The organism is Peptostreptococcus anaerobius 653-L, from assembly GCF_000178095.1.
Taxonomy (GTDB): Bacteria; Bacillota; Clostridia; order Peptostreptococcales; family Peptostreptococcaceae; genus Peptostreptococcus; species Peptostreptococcus anaerobius.
In genome coordinates this window covers 41,197-64,835 of the sequence record NZ_ADJN01000002.1, presented here as the reverse complement: position 1 = coordinate 64,835, position 23,639 = coordinate 41,197, and the positions used below count along the sequence as shown (strand labels likewise).

At 34.5% G+C, this 23,639-nt stretch carries 22 protein-coding genes; 4 read left to right on the top strand and 18 right to left on the bottom strand.

Annotated elements, in window-relative coordinates:
* Positions 1-204 precede the first annotated feature (204 nt).
* The 4 genes from HMPREF0631_RS00370 to HMPREF0631_RS00355 all read right to left on the bottom strand — a co-directional run bounded on the left by HMPREF0631_RS00370 (position 205) and on the right by HMPREF0631_RS00355 (position 8,844).
* Positions 205-5,358, bottom strand: coding sequence for a cell wall-binding repeat-containing protein (locus HMPREF0631_RS00370; protein ID WP_002842540.1), 5,154 nt, complete (start codon positions 5,356-5,358; stop codon positions 205-207).
* 466 nt (positions 5,359-5,824) lie between these two features.
* Positions 5,825-6,859 carry a lysylphosphatidylglycerol synthase transmembrane domain-containing protein gene (locus tag HMPREF0631_RS00365; RefSeq protein WP_002842566.1) on the bottom strand — a complete coding sequence of 345 codons (1,035 nt, stop codon included), beginning with the start codon at positions 6,857-6,859 and terminating at the stop codon, positions 5,825-5,827.
* 11 nt (positions 6,860-6,870) lie between these two features.
* Entirely contained in the window at positions 6,871-7,560 is a 690-nt protein-coding gene (locus HMPREF0631_RS00360; RefSeq protein WP_002842526.1) for a polysaccharide deacetylase family protein, read from the bottom strand.
* A gap of 126 nt (positions 7,561-7,686) precedes the next feature.
* Complete coding sequence (locus HMPREF0631_RS00355; RefSeq protein ID WP_002842537.1) at positions 7,687-8,844, bottom strand: MGDG synthase family glycosyltransferase; 1,158 nt, start codon at positions 8,842-8,844, stop codon at positions 7,687-7,689.
* Positions 8,845-9,098: 254 nt separating this feature from the next.
* Here HMPREF0631_RS00355 and fba point away from each other — a divergent pair, with 254 nt between their 5' ends.
* Entirely contained in the window at positions 9,099-10,022 is a 924-nt protein-coding gene (gene fba, locus HMPREF0631_RS00350) for a class II fructose-1,6-bisphosphate aldolase (RefSeq protein WP_002842547.1), read from the top strand.
* A gap of 91 nt (positions 10,023-10,113) precedes the next feature.
* On the opposite strand, the gene HMPREF0631_RS00345 is transcribed toward fba, so the two are convergent.
* The 4 genes from HMPREF0631_RS00345 to HMPREF0631_RS00330 are packed head-to-tail and all read right to left on the bottom strand — an operon-like array spanning position 10,114 to position 13,111.
* On the bottom strand, positions 10,114-10,677 hold the full coding sequence (locus tag HMPREF0631_RS00345) for a 5' nucleotidase, NT5C type (RefSeq protein ID WP_002842491.1): 564 nt from the start codon (positions 10,675-10,677) through the stop codon (positions 10,114-10,116).
* Positions 10,674-11,369 carry a metallophosphoesterase gene (locus HMPREF0631_RS00340; protein WP_002842496.1) on the bottom strand — a complete coding sequence of 232 codons (696 nt, stop codon included), beginning with the start codon at positions 11,367-11,369 and terminating at the stop codon, positions 10,674-10,676. Before HMPREF0631_RS00340 ends, HMPREF0631_RS00345 begins: the two co-directional genes overlap by 4 nt.
* Before the next feature lies 1 nt (position 11,370).
* Entirely contained in the window at positions 11,371-12,177 is an 807-nt protein-coding gene (locus HMPREF0631_RS00335; RefSeq protein ID WP_002842577.1) for a GTP pyrophosphokinase, read from the bottom strand.
* Positions 12,178-12,199: 22 nt separating this feature from the next.
* Positions 12,200-13,111, bottom strand: a complete 912-nt coding sequence (locus HMPREF0631_RS00330; RefSeq protein WP_242821648.1) for an MBL fold metallo-hydrolase — start codon at positions 13,109-13,111, stop codon at positions 12,200-12,202.
* A 133-nt stretch (positions 13,112-13,244) separates the two neighbouring features.
* Here HMPREF0631_RS00330 and HMPREF0631_RS00325 point away from each other — a divergent pair, with 133 nt between their 5' ends.
* Positions 13,245-13,499, top strand: coding sequence for a hypothetical protein (locus tag HMPREF0631_RS00325; RefSeq protein ID WP_002842548.1), 255 nt, complete (start codon positions 13,245-13,247; stop codon positions 13,497-13,499).
* Between the two features lie 94 nt (positions 13,500-13,593).
* Here the strand turns inward: HMPREF0631_RS00325 and HMPREF0631_RS00320 are convergent, their stop codons facing one another.
* The 4 genes from HMPREF0631_RS00320 to HMPREF0631_RS00305 all read right to left on the bottom strand — a co-directional run bounded on the left by HMPREF0631_RS00320 (position 13,594) and on the right by HMPREF0631_RS00305 (position 17,129).
* Complete coding sequence (locus HMPREF0631_RS00320) at positions 13,594-14,541, bottom strand: hypothetical protein (RefSeq protein ID WP_242821647.1); 948 nt, start codon at positions 14,539-14,541, stop codon at positions 13,594-13,596.
* 116 nt (positions 14,542-14,657) lie between these two features.
* On the bottom strand, positions 14,658-14,948 hold the full coding sequence (locus tag HMPREF0631_RS00315) for a hypothetical protein (RefSeq protein ID WP_002842535.1): 291 nt from the start codon (positions 14,946-14,948) through the stop codon (positions 14,658-14,660).
* Between the two features lie 252 nt (positions 14,949-15,200).
* Positions 15,201-15,857, bottom strand: coding sequence for a helix-turn-helix transcriptional regulator (locus HMPREF0631_RS00310; protein WP_002842553.1), 657 nt, complete (start codon positions 15,855-15,857; stop codon positions 15,201-15,203).
* Positions 15,858-15,980: 123 nt separating this feature from the next.
* Positions 15,981-17,129, bottom strand: coding sequence for a hypothetical protein (locus HMPREF0631_RS00305; protein ID WP_002842559.1), 1,149 nt, complete (start codon positions 17,127-17,129; stop codon positions 15,981-15,983).
* Between the two features lie 151 nt (positions 17,130-17,280).
* Here HMPREF0631_RS00305 and HMPREF0631_RS00300 point away from each other — a divergent pair, with 151 nt between their 5' ends.
* Entirely contained in the window at positions 17,281-18,012 is a 732-nt protein-coding gene (locus HMPREF0631_RS00300; RefSeq protein WP_002842561.1) for an HAD family hydrolase, read from the top strand.
* Between the two features lie 57 nt (positions 18,013-18,069).
* Complete coding sequence (locus HMPREF0631_RS00295; protein WP_002842579.1) at positions 18,070-18,480, top strand: hypothetical protein; 411 nt, start codon at positions 18,070-18,072, stop codon at positions 18,478-18,480.
* A gap of 632 nt (positions 18,481-19,112) precedes the next feature.
* Here the strand turns inward: HMPREF0631_RS00295 and HMPREF0631_RS00285 are convergent.
* The 6 genes from HMPREF0631_RS00285 to HMPREF0631_RS00260 all read right to left on the bottom strand — a co-directional run bounded on the left by HMPREF0631_RS00285 (position 19,113) and on the right by HMPREF0631_RS00260 (position 23,630).
* Complete coding sequence (locus HMPREF0631_RS00285; protein ID WP_002842508.1) at positions 19,113-19,670, bottom strand: chromate transporter; 558 nt, start codon at positions 19,668-19,670, stop codon at positions 19,113-19,115.
* Entirely contained in the window at positions 19,671-20,219 is a 549-nt protein-coding gene (locus tag HMPREF0631_RS00280; RefSeq protein ID WP_002842551.1) for a chromate transporter, read from the bottom strand. It lies immediately after the preceding gene.
* An 11-nt stretch (positions 20,220-20,230) separates the two neighbouring features.
* Positions 20,231-20,815: a hypothetical protein gene (locus HMPREF0631_RS00275; RefSeq protein WP_002842536.1), complete on the bottom strand. Its 585-nt coding sequence runs from the start codon at positions 20,813-20,815 to the stop codon at positions 20,231-20,233.
* Between the two features lie 201 nt (positions 20,816-21,016).
* Entirely contained in the window at positions 21,017-21,463 is a 447-nt protein-coding gene (gene sufU / locus HMPREF0631_RS00270; protein ID WP_002842581.1) for a Fe-S cluster assembly sulfur transfer protein SufU, read from the bottom strand.
* Positions 21,453-22,688, bottom strand: coding sequence for an aminotransferase class V-fold PLP-dependent enzyme (locus tag HMPREF0631_RS00265; RefSeq protein WP_002842524.1), 1,236 nt, complete (start codon positions 22,686-22,688; stop codon positions 21,453-21,455). The genes sufU and HMPREF0631_RS00265 overlap by 11 nt, the downstream gene beginning before the upstream one ends.
* 111 nt (positions 22,689-22,799) lie before the next feature.
* Positions 22,800-23,630 carry a SufB/SufD family protein gene (locus HMPREF0631_RS00260; RefSeq protein WP_002842539.1) on the bottom strand — a complete coding sequence of 277 codons (831 nt, stop codon included), beginning with the start codon at positions 23,628-23,630 and terminating at the stop codon, positions 22,800-22,802.
* Positions 23,631-23,639: the final 9 nt, after the last annotated feature.

Here is a 23,639-nt window from a genome sequence, read left to right as displayed (position 1 = left end):
TTAATATACCTCGCTATTCTACGCTTACAATAGCATTATATTAATTATTTTTGAGTATTGATTTAACTATTCAAAATAAATTTTCATAATACTAATCTATTTATAGGAAAGTATTCTATGACCACTACTGATATAAAAATAAGACAAGAGAAGGGGAAGCTATCTCTTGCCTTATTTTTTATAATTTATAATATTGTTTATTGGCTATTTTATACTATCTATAGCTTTTGAACTAACAGTACTTTCTCCACCAAGTATAATCAAACCCTTAGTAGACTTCAACTTGCCAATTACACTTGAATTGACATTATCTTTTTCCACTAGTACTATTGGTGCTTTAGCTATTCCTGTAACAGCTCCCGCAGATAGTGCATCTACGGAATTCCTTCCATTGGCTATAAATATAGTTTCAGCATTAGGATATACCTTATTGGCTATGACAAGTGATGTTTCAAACCTATTCGCACCGGCTACCCTTATCTTAGATTTTGCATTTATTTGATTTAGAACTCTATCTGAAATAGAACCTCTTCCACCAACTACAATTACTTCATCCGGTTTCCACTGGTTTATCTTCGCTCTAGCATTTGCATCTAGCACTCCTGACCTGGTCATTAGGACTGGAATTCCAGCCTCAGTAGCTAAAGATGATACTGTTAAGGCATCTGCATCCTTCTCTCCATTTATTAGTATTACCTTATTTGAACCTGATTTATCCTTTACAAGTTGTCCAATACTAGCAGCTGTTGCATACCTGTTTGCACCTGCTTTTCTCTCAATACTTAGACCCATCGATTTCAATTCTTCTTCGACTTTATATCCTATTGAACTAGTTCCACCTGCTAAAATCACCCTCTTTGCTCCTAATCTAGTTATTTCAGCCTTGGTACTAGCTGGAACAGAGGAGTCCCTTGTCAATAAAATCGGTCCCTGATTTACACTAGCAAGTGATGCTGATACTAGAGCGTCCGCATTCTTAAATCCACTAGCTAGAACAACTGTGTCAGCCCTATCAAAGTATTTCTGAGAAATTTTTGTAGAAGTTTCGTACCTGTCTGTTCCTGCCAGCCTAGGACTAGACGCCCCCTGTACTCCCTCTTTAAATTCCTTGGCATTTGACCAATCGAACATAAACTTAGCTTTTTGCTTACCACTGCCCTTTACAATAGCATCATATGATTTTGCATTGCTGGACATAGAGTCCATAGCATCTACGTTTACTTCTGCATACACTTCATTTTCCTTGGTAGATTTTACAAATGAATATCTAGATGGGAACTTTCTCATGCTTCCATTTAGATCCTTGTCTTCAACTTCTTTTTCTATCTTGGCTGGTACAACACTAGAATTCGGACCTGATTCGTATATGCCTAGTCCCCACAGGTGACCATGCATTCCCATAAATTCCATTCCCTTGAAATCTACATAATATGTATATTTTCCATCCTTCTCGCTTACGACAGCCTTCTTTATCAAGGAACCATCCCCCATAGACGCCTTATTGTCGTAGGCATGCCATAACTTAACCGGTACTGAATATAACTTAGCCCCCTTGCCTATCTCCTTTGCCATATCTTGGTCTAATTGTTTAATATCCAATACTTTTGAATTATCTACACCACCTGGTAAGCCTGATTCCTTTTTGATGTTATCTATAGCAAACAGGATTATTTCATTAGCAGTGGCTATACTCATCCTATTATTTGACTTTAATGCTTCATTGGCCTTTTGTATAGCCTTTTCAAGTAAGTTCTTACTTCTACCCTCTATAACACCCGCATCCATCAGCTTATTGGCTATAGATAAACTGTTGTTCAAAAGAGTTTTTGATGCTAGAAGGTCTTCTGATGAATCTTTTCTTCTTTCTGATTTTTCCTTAGCATCCTTATCTACTACAGATTCTTTTGGTGCCTTTGACCAATCAACGATTAAAACGGCAGGCTGAGATGCGTCACCTGTATTTCCAGTTTCTCTAGCAATATCATCCATCGCGTCCACCCATACTCTGATACCGATTTTTTTTTCGCCTCTTTTGTATCTAGTAAAAGTCACTTTACCTGGGAATTTTCTTCCTGAATCAACATACTCTTCCAGAGTATCTACTATTTCGTAGTCTTTTCCTGCCGCATCATCTACACTATCGTAGACTGCCATCTTGTACAAGTGACCCCTTCTCTGCTTACCTGCCAATTCTAAATCCATGGCATGGAATCCAAGAGTCATCTTTATACCATCTCTAGTCTCTACTACTTCTATAGTATCGTTCATGGCATTGGCGCCCATTGATGGACTAGATTCTTCTCTGAATTTTACCAATCTTACAGGAAGTGTATACTTTAATTCCTTGTTACTATTCTGTGAGTTTTCTGATTCCTTTCCTTCTGGTTTGAAGTTAGCATCCACAATGGCAATTGTGTCTTTAGTCAACTCTACCATCTTAATCCATTCTCCGTTTATCATGATAAAGAACTGCTTAGTCAACCTATACTTGCCATTGTTTTTCATCCTCTTATCGCTTCCTGTATCTGTTTTTTCATCAACCTTGTTGATAGATTCCTTTTCGTATACAGTCTTAGTTATATCTCCCTTTACCTCTTCTATCCTAGTGACAACCTTAAAATCTGTCCCTTGATTTTTTAGGGTCTGACCTATATCACTTTCTCTTCTTTCCTTGTACTTTGCTTCTGTAAATAGGTCTTCATTTTTATACACAACATAGTTTTCCCAGTTGTATAAGTCTACTATACCCAATTCGCTAGTCTGGTTGAATGTTATTTTACCATTTTTAGCCTCAAGCTTATATTTAACTGGCGTCCTCTGTGCATAATATCCATTTTTTACACTCTTATTCACTTTCAGATTTTCATACTTTGTAGATATTTCTGACGGTAGAAGATTATACGCAACATTTAGTGATTCATACTTAGGCTCTGATATATCTGGTAGACTAGTCAAGTCATTATGGGTCAAATCTATCCTAAGTCCTTCTTTTTTAGCAAAACTATCCCATATTGATTTGCTGATATTACTAACTTTATTAAAACTTAAATCTACATTCTTCAGGGAATCAAACCCACTCAAAAATTCCGGTAAACTTGTTAGTCTATTTTGTGATAATATCAATTTTTCAAGTCTGCTAGCACCTCTTAAAGAACTTGGTATTGACGTAAGTGCATTATTGTTTATCTCCAAATTTACAAGGGCCTTGTTGTCACTAAATATATTATCATCCAATATTGATAGGTTATTTGTTCCTAATTTTAGGTCAGTCAGCTTTTTAAGATTTTTAAATGTATTGGGTTTAACTTCACTAATCATAGTATTTTCTAAATCTATAAGTTCTAGGTCATGATTATTGGCAAATAAGCCTTCATCTAGCATTGTCACAGGGTTAGATGCTAAGCTAACCTTCTTTAGTTTAGTGTTATTCTTGAAAATGTCTTTAGGTATATTAGAAATTTTATTTCCATTCAACCATACTTCTTCCAAGTTTACTGCCTTATCAAATATACCTTTAGGTAAAGAAGTCAAACCATTAGAATTAAGCCTGATAACCTTAACATTTGCTCCCAAATCTTTCAGTATATCTATATCATATATCTTGTTAAACTGAGGTTCTAAAACACCACCCTTCCAAGTAAGGTCAACTGTTGCCGGTGCATTAGTCAATTCTTCACTCGAAATTTTCCCATCAGAATTTGTATCAAGCCCAGACCTTATCAATCTCTGTCTAAGTATATCCTTAGACATGGCTTTTTTATTTTCCAAATCGTACACTTCATGGAAATTCTTCCAACCCTTGTGGGCTTCTTTCTTAAATATAATCTTTACCTTTGTATATTTTTCATCCATCTTACCCAGGTCGTCTAATTTACCACCCATATAACTTACTAAAACGGCCCCCTCATGAACTTCCTTAAGATCTTTTATGTCCATTGTAAAGTATGCCTGTTCACCACTATTGCCAATTGGATCCTTTTTAGACATTTCCGGCCAAGTACCATCTGTATTTTTAATTCTAAAATCAAGCAGACCATTCGCAAAAAATAAGTTTAAAAATTTTGCCTTTAACTTGTCGCCCTTCTTTTCTATCATAATATTCCTGTCGAAGAATCCCTGAAGCATAGACGTACCTTTTCTACCATCAGCATACCTAGCCTCAAATCCAATTGTATATTGTCCATCTGGTGCTGATTCAATGTCTCCAACATCTATTGTTTCTAGCCCCTCTAATTCTTTCGCATCATCATTTGGTATGCTAGGCTCAATCTTTTCACCCACTTCACCAGTCCAGGTAATCTCAGAACCGTCATCTAGGCTAAATACTACCGTATTCTTTTTCCCAACTTCAAAATTCCAATTCTCAACTACTTCCTTATCATCAGAATCTGGAATGCTCATCAAGTCTTTACCACCGGCATTCATGACAAATATATCCATATCTAGACTATGACCATTTATAGATATTCCATTTATGTGGGGTACAAAATCATAGACAAGGGCCTTGTGGACTTGTTCAGCTTCATCGCCCTTTTCATCAAAACCAAGCAAGTTAACTTCAATTGAAGATCCATTTCCAACAACTGATTTTACAGCGTTTTTATAATAATCAGCTAGAGTAATATTATCAGGCTTTTTATCACCTGTCATATACCTTAGAACTGACCCATCCGCAAATACGATGGCAAATTTATGATTACCTTTTTTTTCTTCCACTGCCTTATAGGCAGCATAAAGCGAATTATCTTTTATAGTAAGGGTTCTTAGAACATTATTCTGTCCCTCTGAGTATGTATTTTTTCTCAATTCGAATCTAGCATCTAATTCATAATATCCATATCCATCCACATCCTCATTTATATCTATTTTACTGCCCTTGTAATCAATAACCTGACCATCAACAATTATCTTATCAATTCTTGTAAATACCTTATTTTTATAATCCCTCTCACTTCGATCCATATCTACCGAATATAATTCAATTCCTACACCATTTTCATCCTCATTTTTATTGCCCTCTTTATTGACATTCACTGGTTTCATACCAAAAACGTATGTTGCATATGATCTGTCCCTAGCCTTATCAGAAAAAACAGTCATTTTTTTCTTATAGGCAGACTCATCATCTACAAAATCAGATTTAGTACCCCCCTTTTCTACTTCTCCTTTTTCATCACTATATCCTATCTTTAAATTTGTCGAAGAATCATCTTTGATACTTTCTTCAGCATGTATCCTTCCATATTCTTCCCCCAAAATTTTAATAGCTGGAGAACTTGCAGAACCTAACATTATCATAGATAGAGTCAAAGATGCCACTTTACTGCTCTTGTTTCTACATCTTTTTTTATAAGTCATAAATACCTCCATAAAAATTATTATTCTATATCATTAAATAGAATAAATATCATAACCATTCTGATTTTAATTATTATTTAGCATTGTATACTATAAGTATATCAAGTCTAGTACAAATAATATTCAATATTATTAGATATTTTTTAACTATTTTTAGCTATAGAGTATGATTCATTTTCTTCACCGCAAGACGTATACTAAAATTTTCTTCGGAGTTAGAAGTACAAAAATATAAGAAATAGGTTATTATTAAGAGAGAAGATAAAAATCGACAGCATCACAAAAATTTAATATGATGCTGTCGCATAAGTAATGATTTAATTGTGACCAACGCTATTTTGCGAAGAGCCGTATTTATTTATAATCAGATATTTATTTTTTAATAACTTATCGGCTAAGCAAAAATAAAAGGCTAGCTTGCAAAAAATTTCGTAAACTCAATATAAAACTAATCTATATAAATATATTAAACACTATTCTTTATACTCTTAATATATATTATAACAGATATCAAACCACTTAATATCAGTGCAAAATAAAAATTAGCTATTCTCGTAAGCAACATTCCAGGTATCACTAGCTTGGATCCAAAAAATGTCTTAAACATATTTACAAATATTGATTCACTCGCTCCTACAGCACCTGGTAGTGGCAGTGAAGAAACAGCTATATTAAGAACCGCTTGGGCAAATACCAAGTCTCCTAGATTGTACCCATTAAGCCCCATCCCCTTATATATTACATAGGGTATTGCGAAAAATGCAAATACCTGTAAGAGACTCACCAAGACAACATAAACTATTACCCTTGGATTTTCCCTCATATATATGGCACCGTCCTCATATTCTTCAAGCGACCTAGCAATTTTTTTTCTTATTTTTTCCTTGTTCTTTATGATTTTCACCTTGTATAACAACCTACCAAAGAAGTTTACAATTTTGAATACTGTCTTTGGAGCTATTATAAGCATCAGTATACCCAACAATATAAATGTATTGGATAAAAAACCATATAAGAGTAGCAAGTTCATACCGCTTTTAAAGCTAACCGCATAATCCATCTTTGAAAAAAGACCTATTATACCAAATACTACTATTACCAACTGATGGGCGAATAGAAGAATCATCAAACTAAGTGAAGATATCGAAACTGGTATCTTGCCCCTATTCATAAAATATACTTGGGCTGGCTGTCCACCTGATGCTGACGGGGTAATACCGGAAAAATAAAATCCGATAAAACCATAGCCAAAGCAATCCATTATCTTAGACTTAACTTTCAGAGCCCTTAGGGTTATCCATATATTTAAACCTTCACATAGTATATAGAAAACCATCAAAGCTATTGCCCCTATTATATATACTGTTTTGATACTCAAAATTGTGTTTATTACTTTCTGGGGAGACTCATCCTTGAGTATATATCCTATTGTCACACACATAAGCACGACTATAAAGCCAATCCCCATAAATTGTTTTTTCTTGTCCTGTAAACCTTCCATACACTCTCCTATTAATCTATTTTAAACTTGTAGCCCAAGTCCTTCAAATCTCTAATTGCCAAGTCCAGTCCACCCATCATATTGATAGGAGCACCAGGGTCCCCGCCAGAATTTTCACCGGCATCATGAAGGCATATTATACTATGACTTTTCACCCTATCTAAGAGCTTTCTATGTATCATTTTGGGACTACTAGACGCCTTCCAATCCTCTGCCATAACATTCCAATATATTAGTCTCATTCCGTATTTTTTAGCAAAAAAATTGGAAAATATATTTACATGCCCCCACGGTGGCCTATATAGTCTTGTATTTAAGTTTAATTCCTTCATTATCCTTATTGAGTTTTCAAAATCTTTTTTGGTATAAAAGTAGGAATAAAGCATGGCGTTTTTATGTTGCCATGAATGCATACCTACCCTATGTCCTCTATCTACTAATTCCTTGACAATGTCCTTGTTTTTTTCTGCATTTTCTCCTACCATAAAAAATATAGCCTTGACATCATGCCTGTCCAAGAGATCCATCAAGTCATATATATACCTTCTATCAGGTCCATCATCAAAGGTAAGCATTATATTCTTATCACCGTCTACTTCCTTTACAACCCTTTTATTAAATAGCTTGTTGTAATAGGTCGGGACAATTGAATGTACAAAAAATACCGCCAACAGTCCCAATAATATCTTTAAAACAATCATATTTCACCTCTAACTTTTAAAAATTTCCAACCAATAAATAAAATACTCCCGCTACATATACTCTAGCAGATATCCCCATATAAATAAAGAAGCCTCTAAAATTTAGAGGCAACTTTTATATATACTCTACATATTTTTAACTTTCTTATTAGGCTGGACACCAAAATCCCCATTTATGTATAGCTCCTTATAGAAGTAGTTTCTCTCCAGACCATTAACATAATTGAACATTGAATTTCTAATCCTATCTAGTCTCTTTGTATTATTGACAAACCTCTCTACCATGTCCAAACATCCACTAGCACCTGTATGTAGGACTATACCAAAGTCCTCGTCTACAATAAAGTCCTGATTTTTGAGTTCATTAGGTAGTTTTGTATCAAATGATATAATAGGTGTCATAGAGTAAATAGCTTCAAAAACGGTTATTCCGCCTGGCTTTGTCATTACACAATCAGCCTTTTCCATAAGCTCAGGTACCCTATCAGTAAATCCTAGTACTTCAATATTCTCATACCTACCATTTATCAAGTTATATAGGTTTTCATTGTTGCCCACAACCAAAGTTGTATGTAAATTATCTATCCTGTTTAATTTATCATAAAAAGTGTCTTCATCAGGTAAAATACCCAATCCACCACCTATTATAAGTAATTCTTTCTTTTTCTTGTACTCACCCAATACTGCCAACTTGTCAGATTTTTTGGAGTATAGCTTACGCGCCTTATTAATCCTTATTTTCTTAAACTTGTTGGACACAGGGATACCGAATACATGGACCTTATCTTCGTCAATACCCTTTTCAACTATCTTTTCTTTTAATTGATGACTTGCAACCAAATAAGCATCAGTGTAAGGATTCAACCACTCGTAGTGACTACTAACATCAGTTATTACGGTAACAAGATGTATATCGCCTCCATACACTTCCTTGTAGTAGCCTACTCCCTGAGATATTATAGGGAAAGTAGATATAATCATATCTGGTTTTTCTTCGCTTATAATTTGAGATGTCATACAAGCAAATTTTTTGGTGATTATATCAGTAGTTGTTTTTTCCCTGTCATTTTGTTCATAAAACTTGATATAAAATGACTGAGTGTATTTAACTATAGCCTTGAAGGCCTTATACATATATTTAGCTAGGAAAGGCATAGAGTACTCATAAAAATCAACAATCTCAACCTGAGCTCCAGGATGGAATTTTTCTATTTCTTCTTTAATTGAATTGGCTGCAGAAACGTGTCCCATACCATACTTGGCTGTTAAAATTAATATTTTCATCATCCTTCTCCTTTCCTCATACTTCACAATCAAACACTTATTACCTTAGTTCCTTAACATATTATACACAATAAAACTAAAAAAGGACCGCTGTATTTTCTTAAATTTTCTTTAAGTTATATTTTTTTACTTGACATATAGCTTAATATTTATAATATTACTATCACAAAAATCCAAAAATATGTGTCTCAAGCTATTTTTTTTGGTATAATATTCATGATGGGTAAGTTTTAAAAGTTTATAAGGAGGAAATTATGGCATTAGTTAATACTAAAGAGATGTTTAAAAAAGCGTATGAGGGTGGATATTCTATAGGTGCCTTCAATATCAGTGACTTAGAACAGTTACAGGCAGTTCTAGAGGCTTGTAAGTCTAGAAATTCAGCTGTAATTATTCAGGCTTCTAAGTCAGCTATCAGCTATGCTGGTATGGATACTCTAGTAGCTATGGTAAAGGCAGCTTCTGAAGAAATCGGAGTTGACTGTGCTCTACACCTAGATCACGGTCCAAGCTTTGAAGTAGCTAAAAAGTGTATAGATGCAGGATTCACTTCAGTTATGATTGACGGTTCTCACCTAGACTATGAAGAAAATGTTGCTATAACTAAGCAGGTAGTTGAGTACGCTCACCAGCACAATGTATCAGTTGAGGCTGAACTAGGTGTTCTTGCAGGTGTTGAAGATGAAGTTTCTTCAGACGTTCACAAGTATACAGAACCAGATCAGGCAGTTGATTTTGTTAACAGAACTGGTGTAGACTCTCTAGCTATAGCTATAGGTACTTCTCATGGTGCTTTCAAGTTCAAGGGCGAAGCTAACTTAAGATTCGACATACTTGAAGAAATCCAGGGCAAGCTACCAAACTTCCCAATCGTACTTCACGGTGCTTCTGCTGTTGATCCAGAATCAGTTGCTACATGCAACAAGTTCGGTGGTGACATAGCTGGTGCTAAGGGTGTTCCAGTGGATATGCTAAGAAAGGCTTCTTCAATGGCAGTATGCAAGATCAATATGGATACAGACCTAAGACTTGCTATGACAGCAGCTATAAGAAAGTTTTTAGCTGAAAATCCTTCAGCATTCGACCCAAGAAAGTACATTGGTGCAGGTAAAGAAGCAATCAAGGCTACAGTAGAAGGAAAGATTGACGTAGTTCTAGGATCAAAAGATTCTTTATAAGAAATCCAGAATTCTGATAAGATTAAATTGAAAACCTTATAAGTTTTGATACTTAAAAAAGACTCCAGCCTAGGCTGGAGTTCTTTTTTATTTAATTAATTATTATATCTTTTACTTGATCCCAACCATTTACTCTGGTGATATTGTTTCCAGATACTCCCTTATTATAGTTAGTATCCATCAAGATAACTTTGTAACCTGCTTCTGCCAAATTTTTGGCATTGTTAGGGTCATCTTCAATAAAAACATCACAGCCTAATTCTTTAGCCGCTTCAACCTTACCGTGGTTTCCACCTAGGGAATGTACCCTATTAGGGTCTAAGCCTTGATCTGCTATCCACTGAGCTGTTATATCATGTATGGACTTGCTCCTAGCTGTAACATAATGTATCTCTATGCCCCTCGCCTTCAAATTCTCAATTACATTCTTAGCCCCTTCAACTATAGTTGAGGTCTTATATACATAACTGTACTCATCATCAAAGGTCTTGTACATTTCACTATAGTCTGGTCCATATGTATCCAACCAATTAATAGATGTATAGTCATCTTTTGTAAGATTCTTACCTGTTATCTCATTTAGTATTGGTATGAAAAAATAAGGGTCTGTAAGGGTACCATCAATATCTATACAAACACACTTTATTTGATTCATATATTTATCTCCTTTAACTTGAAATCTAAAAAATCGCATGAAACTAGGTGGTACATACTATCACCATGTTTTCCTAGCAAGCCACCATCAAAACTATCTTGACCATGCAAGTGACCATATATCACGTGGTCTGGCTTATATTCATCTATTATATCCTTAAAAAGTGAATTCTCAAACCTGTCATTAGTAGGTGGGTAGTGAAGTATGACTATAAATTTCTCATAGCCATCTTTTTTTGCAGCTTCAAGACTTATCCTTAGCCTATTAGCCTCTCTCTTGTATATCTTCTCATCCCTTTCGTCAAACTTAAAGTCATTAGGACAAAGCCATCCCCTAGTACCACAGATAGCATAATCTCCATAGGTCTCATAGTTTGTATTCATAAATATCATAGAATCACCACATAACTTATTTAAGGCTGAGGCCGTAGTCCACCAGTAGTCGTGGTTGCCTCTTATAAATATCTTCCTGCCTGGCATCTCTTCTATCTTGTCTAGGTCCATCTTGGCATCATTTATTTTTGAAGCCCAAGATATGTCACCTACAACTAATACTGTATCTTCATCCCTAACTCTAGTAGTCCAATCATCAAATATCTTCTCTTCATGCCTATCCCAGTTATCTCCAAAAACATTCATAGGCTTGTCAATCGCACTGGACATATGAAGATCACCTATAGCAAACAACTTCATACTAGTCTTCCTTCCTATCGTTTTTGATCCTAAGAGACTTTAGTATTTCATCCAACTCTCTCTTTAACTCTATCAATCCCGATACATCGTTATTTGATGATAATTCATCTATCCTCGCCCTATATTTAAAGTACTGCTCCAAATCTCCAAATTCCCTAAGCTTATAAATCCTAGTGTATACATCAGATGCTACACTCTCTTTTTCACTAAATAGAACCTGGGCTGTTATTATCTCTTCTCTAATTGCACCCATTTCCTGGTCTAACTGGAAGGCCGCATCAGCCGCCCTTTGAAGCCTAGCAGAAAACTCATCCGGTAAATAATGATCAAATTTATACTTTAATGAATGCTCTATAGTAGCCCAAAAGTTCATAGCAAGAGTACGTATCTGTATCTCACACTGGATTTCCTTTGAACCGTCTATAGTGTGAATAGGATACATTATGATCATATGGTAGGACCTATATCCACTCTCCTTTACATTTTGTATATAGTCCTTTTCCATTATAACCCTCATGTCAGCTCTTTGTCTGATTATATCTACTATTACGTATATATCCTCAACAAACTGACACATCAGCCTTATACCTGCTATATCCTCTATATCTCCTTCTATATCTGTTACATTTAACCTCTGCATCTTAGACATTATTGAAGATATATTTTTTGTTCTACCAGTTACAAATTCAATCGGACTATGCTCACCCTTGTCCAGGTATTCTTTTCTTATATTTCTAAATTTGATTTTTAACTCTTCAACTGCGAATGAATAGGGACTTATTATTTTTTTCCATGATTCATAATTCATATATTCATCCTCCTATCTACTTTTATATGTTTTTCATCTTAAACTTCATAATATTGTCATCTAATGTATAGTCTATTATCACTGAATCCAACAAATATGATATTGCAGCATTCAGTGAATTTCTATATTCTAAATATGCTATATAGTTTGTTGGCCAATTTTTGCTATCTATAAACACCTTAATCAACTCATCAAAGGTCTTAGGCTCCTCAATACTATTCATCAAAAACTCCAGTATAGCTAGGAGGTTCTTATAGTTATAGTCTGCAACAACCATAATCTCATCCTTAGTAAAAACTCTTGAAGAATGACCCAACACTCCCCTATCAAAGTCAAGATAGGCAAGACTAGCAAGCGACTTCATCTGGGCTGAATAATCGCACATAAATAAAAAATCAAATTTATCCAGTGAATTGTCTGTCACCATCAAATCTGAGAAAAAAGCTACCCCATCGTCGGTCACTATGCCTATACTTCCTTCTGTATGACCTGAACAATCAAATATCTTAAAGTCATGCCCATTGATAGTCAGTACCTGGTCTGGATAAATAGTAAAATCAACCTTAGACTCATCCATATAACTTGCAATAGCATCAACAACTAAGCCTGATCTTCTTCCACCAACCAAGAAATCCATATATATGTCTGTATTTTCTATATAGACCCTACTCTTCTTAGATGCATATATCTTGATGTCGGGATACCTGTCCCTGATCTGTTTATTTCCACCCACATGATCTTCGTGCTCATGGGTACAGATTATATGACTAGGTACTATATTATTTTCTTCTAATATTTTTATTAATTTGTCTGGTCTATCTCCACCTAATCCAACATCTATCAAAAGGGCTGTATTGTCTTCAAATACATAAACACCTGTATTTGTCCCACCCCTTATCCAGTTAGTATTCCCTTTAAGGTTTTTTAATTCCATAGCTACCTCTCTCATAAATTACTACCCTCTATATTTTACCATATTTAAACGGATTTAAGACAAATATTTTAGCTTGTAAGATAAGTTGTTATTCTGTATAATGGTAAATATGTATTTAAAGAAAGGAAAAGTTATGAACAGATACACAAAATTTATCAACATGATGGGTAGTTACTACACTAAAGATTTTGAAAAAGAAAAGAAAAATATAATTAAAGTTAGAGAAGTAAAAGAAGAAACTGTAAGAAAGTTTTTCCTACAGGGAGATTGCGAAATCCTAGTTGTATTTGAAGATACAGGACGTGAAATCCTAGTAGATGATTTTTCTTCTGAAGAAGATATTAAGAAGTATCTTGGATCTTCATTTATTCAAAAGCGTAGAAAATAGTGCTTAACCACTATTGTTATATACACCAAAAGTAAAGGTCACATATTCAAATCTAGTGTAGATGAATCGTGACCTCATTTTTATCTCCTGTACACTACCTCACAAAAATCTGACTGGTATATGTACTTTTTGCTTTTATTTGTTTATCTATTTTATAGTTTTTATTTATCCTGCAAATATTGCCGTATCCAATTGTAAAATACTGGTCATCCGTCTGAACAACCCTTTCAATTGGTAAATCATATCTTGATTTTTGAGCGATATGGGTCGTTTTTTTATCAAATTCATATACACTTGAACCTGAATTTTCATCTCTTACACTGTCACAGGCAAACAATATTAACTTATCCCCTTTATCATGTATCGATACAAATTCCTCTTTTTTCTGTGTATAGATATTTTTTGATCTCTTATTTGCGAGATCAACTATAGTTAATACTCCTCTATAGTTCTCATCCTCTGTGCTTCCTGCCAAGTATATATATCCACCTCTATACATAATATAACGATAAGTAGAAAATTTATCACTTTCAAGTTTTAAAGTCTCTGTAGTTTTAAGAGTGTCTTTAGATACTACATGTAAGTATGTAGTTCTCTCGTTCATATTTGTATAAACCAAACCTATCTTTTCTCCCATATCAACCATATTTTCTATGAGACCTTGGTGAGATGGATCCAAGTTTCTCTTTATGTGATTTTTACCTTCCTTGTCTTGTTTACATATTAGAACACCTTCATCCCAATTAAAAGTTGTGTATATACTAGTATCATCCACCACGATGGAATCAGCCATATGCGACATCAACCTGATACTGGATTCCTTAAAATCATCCAATGAATATACAAGCAAATCATCCGACATTTTCTCGCCAATAGGACTATTTTCATATTGGGTGGTAATGTAAACATTATCTTCATCAGTTGCTATTGATTGTATCCTTGTACCCATAACGCTATAACTAGCTTTTTTACTGTTTTTTAGGTTTAAGCTTTTATCAAAAATATTAAAATGTGTGCTTCCTCCACCTGGTTCATTTTCCACTACTATTATATCTTCCTCTATTTTGGTATTATTTGAACCTGTAGTACAAGCTGTTAGGAGAAAAAATATGCAAAATATAGCGATGATATAACATAAATTACTTTTCTTAGTACTCATTACTGTATATAAATCCTATACACATATCCAGAATCTATCATTTCTGGTGGGTATATATCTTCTGGCTTAATACCCATCCTAATATAGAATTCTTTTTCGGTATTAGTTATGTAATTGGGGTCATCTACGTCACTTAGTTCATTTTTCACTGACATAATTTCTGCTTCTGTCATACCCATAGCCCTGTAGTTAGCTTCTACTTCTCCAGAAAGTTCAGCTCCAAACGTTTGCACAGTCATCAGTAAACTCAAAACCATACCAGAAATAACACATAAAGACATTTTTTTCATTACAATTCTCCTATCAAAATATTAGTAAAAAATTTATATGTGACAATTATAGTAACGTTAAATTTAATTAAATCTTATCACGATCAATTCATAATGTCAATCAATAAATTTTGATTACAAAGTAAGAGAAGACCTCAGGGGGATGAGGTCTTCTCTTGGGAGATTGAGTATTTTAATTTATTATGTTTGTATTATATATTTGCCCAATAATTCTTTTCATAAACACAAATAACAAATTTTGTCATACTTTTTTTATTTATTCTTTTCTATCTCATTTAAGTAGTTGTAGATTGTATATCTGGATACCCCCAACTGCTCAGCTACATACGGGACCGACTTTTGTATCTTAAATACACCTGTAGCCTTCAAATTCCTTATCAAATTTATCCTATCGCTCTTATTCATGCTGACAATAGACTTGCCCATCTTCTCTACTTCTACCATTAATTTCTGCTCTACTAGCTCCCCATTATTGTATGAATCAAATTCATCATAGGCTTCATTGCCCATAGAAAGGAACTTCTTTAATTTGCCCTGTAGCATTGTTAAGTCATCACAATCATAATTTATACAAAAAGAAATGTTTCTTCCAAATGCCTTAGTAACTATTGTAGATGATTTTATTTCCTTCTTAATCTTCTTATTAGCCTTTTTATAGTTGATGTTATATCCACCGATACTTCTTTCTATCAACTCTTCTGACCTAGTGTTTAGAGGATCTCCCACCTTTCTTCCTGTTACTTCACCATTATAGATAGCCAATACTGCGTGGTCCGGATTATCCAAGTCTGAGACTACTACTTCACAATTCTGACCAAACATCTCGGAAATAATAACAGCTAGTGTATTAATGTACTCAATAAAACTTTCAAAATCTTTTACTTCACCCTTGTATGTGCCGATTTCCATATTTTTTTACCAACAGATATAACCATTAATTATCTGTTTTACACTCCTTCCGTTTGTTATATAATTGCTAATTCTATTTTACCACAATTTTACACATCTTGTAATCTTTATTTGAATTTTCTACTATTCATCTAGGAAATCTTCAAAATCTTCATTTCCCGACTCTATAAAGTCGAATAGGATTAAATCGTCAAAATCATATAATTTTTCTTCAATTATGGCTTCTGAAAATATTTTCTCCATGCTAAAACTCACTTGATCTAATTCATCATAATCATAGGCTGCTAAATAAAGGTATTTCTCATCTATGTAAATATTAAACATTATGTCATTGTTTATGATATACTCATCTTCTTCAACATGGCTATTGTCCATATAGTATTGAGTAAGGAGAATACCACGCTCATAGTCATTAGTCTGTATTGCCGGACACATATTAATTAATTCTCTAGATATATCATATTTCTTCATATCATCTAGGATCCTATATTTTTTTATTAATTCCGGCTTAGATATTAGGCAGAATGCATCATATTCCGATATGGGATACTTATCTATGACCATTATAGACCTTAGTTTATAGTAAGACTTATATTCCTCTATATTTATAAAATCACTATATATACCCTCAACCTGTCTCACTGTCGTCTTATCTATACTAACAATCAACTTTGCCTCATAGTATCCATCCTTGTCTTCGTAGGCACATATACACACAAAACGATCATCAGACTTTTTTTCTATTTTATTATATAAAAGTGTTCCATTAATTTCCGTTATATGGTGGTCAGCAACATTTTGATTGTCCGAAATATAGAGCAAGCCTTCCCTATCTCTAGCAATAAACCTCATAACACAGTAGTTTATAAATTCATTGTCACAGGATATATCCTTACAGGTCAAATCTAGCATATCTTCAACCGACAAACTACTTGTATCTATGTCTTCATATAAACCTATATCCAAATTTTCAGGTAGGGCCTTTGAATACCTGATAGTCCTGTCCCTATAAGACTTGACCATATAGGCTGCCATAGTCATTTCTACACCTACATTATGTCCTCCAAGTCCACCAGTCCTATACTTGTAGACCCTTTCTAGATAATTCATATCACTAGATTCATATTTATAAAAATCAGTCAAACCAAGTCCTTCTGAATCCATTAAAAATATATGTGCCTCTATTATACCTGACTCACCAATCCATTCTACAACAAGCATCATAGCTCCCATAAGCCTTGTATCTGTACAAAAAGCTCTTTTAAACTTCATATTTCACCTCCAAATGCCTATAGTTCTATATTAAAGGAAAAAACAATTTGTGTAAAGCATCAAGTATAAGCAAATAATATTATAAATTATTGTTACATTTTTCAGACATTATGATATACTAGAGTTAATATTAACTGCTAGGAGGTAGTGAATGGGAAATATAGCAGCATTTTTTGACATAGACGGGACCTTGTTCAGAGATTCCCTACTAATAGAACACTTCAAAAAATTGATAAAATACGATGTTGTAGAAGAAGAAAAATGGTCCGATAGCCTGTCCTCTACCTACAACAACTGGGATAAGAGGCAGGGTAATTACGATGATTATATACATGAGATATCCGACCAGTATATAGACGTTATAAGAGGGCTTGACCAGTTGGTCCTTGATTTTACAAGCGACCAAGTTATAAGGCTCAAGTCTGACAGGGTCTACAGGTATACTAGGTCACAGATCAACTGGCACAAGAGCCAAGGCCACAAGTTAATATTTATATCTGGCTCACCAGACTACCTAGTTGACAGGATGGCAAAAAAATACCAGGTCGATGACTGGGTAGGTTCAACCTATGAAAATAAGGATGGCATACTCACTGGAAATGTGACCCCTATGTGGGACTCCCATAGTAAAGACAGGGCCATAGATGAATTTATCAAAAAATACGATATAGATATGGAAAATTCATATGCCTATGGAGATACAAACGGAGATTTTTGTATGCTTAAAAGGGTCGGTAACCCAATTGCCATAAACCCATCTAGGGAATTGCTCAACAAGATATCCCAGGATGGTGACTTGAGTAAAAAGGCAAAAATAATGGTAGAAAGAAAAGATGTTATATATGAATTGAAACCTGGTGTTAACCACATAGACAATCTATAAGAAGCTAAGAATAAGTAAAGTTTATAATACTATTATGTAATTAAAGGAGTGATATATATGACAGCAACATTTACAGATTTTTCGTACACAAGAAGAATGATATCAGAAGGAAATTTTAAAAGAGCCTATGATTCACTTTCTGGACTTGATGATAGGACTTCTGAATGGTTTTATCTTAGGGGACTAGCAGCTATGAGACTTGGTTATTATGAAGAAGGTGAAGACTATCTTAAGAGGGCTAAGTTTATGGAACCAGGCAATAGGGAATATCAAGATGCCTATGACCAATACATCTATGCTAGAAGTGGCTACAACAATAGGGCAGGCTACTACAATAGGAGCAGAAACGGGCTAGACAATGCTGGATGCTGTTGCTGTGGTGGAAATTGTTGTGATACCTGCTGCAAACTATGGTGCTTGGACACAATGTGTGAGTGCTGTGGTGGAGACTTAATAGCCTGCTGCTAGGTCTATAAATATGAATAAAAATACTACGGCGAGAAAATTGGCCTTTTGTGGTCTCCTTCTCGCCTTTAGTTCAATCATTTTTATACTAGTAAATATAATAGATACAAATACCATAGCCCTAATGGTCGTCTCATCTTTTATTATACTTGCAGTAATAGTTGAAATCGATCTAAGGTATGCAGGTCTATATTTCGTGGCCTTGTCCCTACTTTGTCTGCTCTTGGTCAGTAATAAACTAAGGGCTATTGTATATTTAAGCTCGATAGGAAATTACGGCATTGTAAAAGCTCTTATAGAGTCAAAGTATAAAAAACAGACAACGGACTCTCCTTTTAAATTGATTTTTAATAGGCAAACCCCTATAAAAATCCTCTATGCCAACCTTGTTTTATTGCTTATATATTTTGAGATAAGATATTTTGTCGGTCTTGTAAATATAAAGCCAATCTACCTGCTTGGAGGTTTTTTATTATATCAAGTAGGCTTTTTTGCCTACGATTATATGTTTAGTATGGCAATAGAATTTTACTATCAAAAAATCAAAAGTAGGATTAAATTTTTCAACTAAAAAACAGCCTAGAATAAGGAGCGACAAATTCCAAAAAAATAAGTCGCTATCCTATTCTAGGCATTTATATTTTAAATATAACTCCCAATAGACCAGAAAGAATTATCAAGACTATAGGGTGGGGCTTCTTCCACTTATATAGTGCAAATACCAAGGCTGCCAGTCCTAGAGCTGGCCACCTAAAATATCCTACAAATCCAGAATCTGACTCCATATTTATTAGGGATATTTGAATAACACTAAAGGCCGCAGCTAGTATTAGACCAGTAGATGCAGGTCTAATGCCATAAAATACATCCTTTACTAGCTTTGATTCTTTAAATTTATTCAAAATCTTAGACACTATGATAATTATGATCAAAGATGGCGCTACTATAGATATAGGCCCAATAAATGCCCCAAGTATTCCAAACTGCTTGAATCCAACATAAGTAGCCATGTTGATTCCTGTAGGTCCTGGAGTTGACTGGGCTATAGCAACCATATTGGCGACATCCATAGCAGTATACCAACCTGTTTTTTGACCTATATCATATAGGAATGGAAGGGTTGCAAGTCCACCCCCTATAGAAAATAGACCTGTTGTAAAGAAATAGTAGACTAGTAGATATATATTTCCCAACTATCCCACCTTCTTCCTAGTCTTTATCAATTGTATTATGACCCCAAAAATACCTGATAATATTACAAGTACAAATGGAGATACCACTTTCATTATTGTAACTAGTGTAACCGCAATAAACAAGATAGCTGTAGCTATATCAACAATAGACTTTTTAGCCATATTATAAACAGCAGTCAAAATCAGTACACATACACAGGCCCTAATCCCATTAAAAGCATGGATAACTACCGGCAAAGTGGCAAAGTTATTTAAAAATGCAGCTATAATTGCAATAATAATTATTGAAGGGAAAATAACTCCTATAGTGGCAAATACACCACCCATTACTCCTGCCAACCTATATCCTATAAATGTAGCAGTATTTACGGCTATAACACCTGGTGTTACTTGGCTGATAGCAAAGTAGTCCAAAACTTCCCCATCAGTAGCCCATTTTTTGTTATTTACAACTTCTTTTTGAATCATCGGCAACATAGCATAGCCACCACCAAAAGTAAAACCACCTATTTTCATAAAGGTTACAAATAATTCAAATAAAATCTTCATTTTATCAAGTCCTATCTTTTTTCCATCATATCAGCAATTCTCTCAAGGGCACTCGCTATCCTTTCAAGTTGTTCAAGTTTCTTAGACTCTATGCCCTCATTATCATCATCGTAAAAATTGATTGATAAATTTTCTAAATCACTTTCATTATCTACAAAATCATCTTCGTACTCATCAAGCAAGACTGTTCTAATACTATCCAAGGAATCATCATACATTCTAGGCTTTGGTTTTTTAAGTCCTATAGGAACAAAATCATCTTCATTTTCTTCATAGTAATCTTCGTCTTCTTCATAGTGATCTTCGTCTTCTTCATAGTGATCTTCTTGGTCTTCTTCATAATACACATTCTTATTAGAGCTTGCCATCAATTGTTCAAGCATTGGTATATGGCCTGAATCATCAAGGTCAAAACCTTCCGACTGGTCTGTTTTTTTGTTTTCGTATTCTACATCCAATATATCATCCATACCAGAATCTTTGATACTTACTCTCTCAATAGTATCTTGAGATACACTATTCTTGTTTTGGTAGTCTACTTCTAAATTAAATTCTTCATCTTCAAACTTTAAAAGTTTCTTATTTTCATCAAACATAAACATACCTCATTTATTATTAATAAATTTGTTTAAGTAGCCCTATTGAAATACTAATAATGTACAATAAATATACTTTTATATATATCAAGCTACAAGTACATTTTACCACACTTATCAAAAAGTCTAAATAGAAAATTAAGTAATGCCAAAACTATGACATTACTTAATTGAAAAATTTTTAATTTGCCTAAACAAGCCTTACTTAGTTTCAGAATAGTTGTTGTCTATTATATTTGCTAGTGTATGCCATGCAAGCACTGCACACTTTACCCTAGCAGGCATATTTGATACATTTTCAAGTACTACTGCATCTCCTAGGCTATCAATTAGGTCATCATCAACTTCGACTTCCTTCTTAATCATGCCTATAAATTTCTCTGTCAACTCCTTGGCTTCATGTATATTTTTGCCCTTTATAAGGTCAATCATCATTGATGTAGATGCCCTTGATATAGCACAACCTTCGCCTACAAAGCTGGCATCCTCTATTGTTTCACCATCCATCTTTAACTGTAGGGTGATTTCATCCCCACATGATGGATTATGACCCAATTCCTTAAATGTAGGATCATCTAAATCCCTTCTATTTGCCTTATTGTTACTTTCCTGAAGCAACATATCAGTATATAAACTCTTAAGATCCATATCCCATCACCTTTCTTACTTCTTTTAACTTATCAATAAAGAAGTCTATTTCTTCAAATGTATTATAAACTGCAAAACTTACCCTGCATGTAGAATTCAACTTCAAATGAGTATGTAGTGGCATCGCACAGTGGTGTCCTGTTCTTATAGCTATATCGTAAGTATCTAGTACAGTAGACACGTCATGTGAATGTATATCCTTGATATTAAAGTCTATAAGTGGAGATCTTAGGTATGAGTCCGTAGAATATATCTCTACAAAGTCAAGTTCTGCCATCTTCTTATAGCAGTAGTCTGTAAGTGCTAGTTCATGCTCATGGATATTGTCTATTCCCACTCTTTGCATAAATCTAATAGCCTCTGCTAGGGCAACTGCTCCACCTACATTCTGAGTACCTGCCTCAAACCTAGCTGGTACTGGTGCAAATGTAGTATTCTGTTCATAAACATATTCTATCATATCTCCACCATACATATATGGTACCATTGAGTCAAGTATCTCATACTTGCCATATAGGACACCTATACCCATTGGCGCATACATCTTGTGACCTGAGAAAGATAAAAAGTCTACATCCCAATCCTGTACATCCATCACTACATGAGGTGCCAACTGGGCACAGTCAAGTGATACAACTGCTCCAACTTCATGGGCTAGTCTTACAACTTCCTTGACATCTATAACTCCACCAACTGTGTTAGAAGCTCCTGCAAGTGCTACAACCTTAGTCTTTTCACTTAGGGCTGCCTTATAACTATCCATATCTATTTCATTCTTGTCATTTAAATATACATACTTTAGAACTGCGCCTGTCTTTTGGGCAACAAACTGCCATGTAACAAGGTTACTATGGTGTTCCACGATGGAGATTAATATTTCATCTCCTGGATTTAACTTGTCCAATCCATAAGAATAGGCAATCAAGTTAAGGGCTTCAGTTGTATTTCTTACAAATATAACTTCATTTTCTGATTTTGCGTTCAAGAACTCTTTTGTAGTCTTTCTTGCATCTTCATAAAGGTCAGTAGCCAGCATACCTAGATAATGAGCACCCCTGTGTGGGTTTGCATTCTGGTAACTATAGTAGTTACTTAGGGCGTCAATAACACACTGTGGCTTCTGAGATGTGGCTCCATTATCAAAATATACTATCTTTCTTCCCATTTTTTCTTCATTTAGGTAAGGGAATTCTGATCTTATTTCATTTACTCTTTCCTTGTCCATCGGGCTTGCCTCTCTTCCTTAAATTATACCTATAGTATTATTTATTTTATTTTACAATTGGGATTGAACTCTTGTGCTACAATCCCAATCATATCTTTTATTTCAATTAAATTATATTCTTTCTTCTATATGCTTCCATACAGATTCACTAAGCTCCTTGTTAGGTAGCTTGTGGATAGTAGGTGCTAGCTTTGTCTCAACTATCATCTTCTTAGCTGAATCTATATCTAGACCCCTAGACATGATGTAGAATAGTATATCCTGGTCTATCTTACCTGCACTGGCCGCATGTAGACCTTCAACATCATCTTCCTGGCATAGTAGGACTGGAACTGCGATATTTCTTACACCTTCATCTAGAAGTGTTGCATATTCTTCCTCAGCCCCCTTAGATAATTTTGACCCTCTCTTAAAGTCAATTGTTCCCCTAAAGGCCTTTTTTGCCTGGTCTTTTAGGGCCCCATTTATCAATAGGTTTGAATTAGTCTCTTCACCTATATGGTTGATTATATAGTTTATATCAAGTTTTTTGTCCTTGTTTACAAAGTATACTGATTCAACATTTGTCTGAGACTTCTTGCCATTCAAGTTGGCAGTATAGTTTGTAATAGCCTGGTGGGCACCTGCTTCAACCTGGATAAAGTTTACACACGCATCTTCTGCTACATCTGCAACTATATCAGTTAGGGCCTTTTCTTCATCTGTACACCTAGCTACATAGTATAGGTCTACATTAGACCCCTTCTTAGCTTCTATATTTATCTTAGTATGTCTAGCCTTGTTTTCACTAGAAAGTTCATTTATATCAAATAGAGTTGATATGTTGTCCCCTTCTTCTGCTACTATATTGTGAACTTGGTCTTTTACCTCTGGCAATTCGATTATAGAGTCGTTTACCTTTAGCCATCTCCAAGTTATTAGTGGTAATGTATTTGCTATCATCGTAATTCC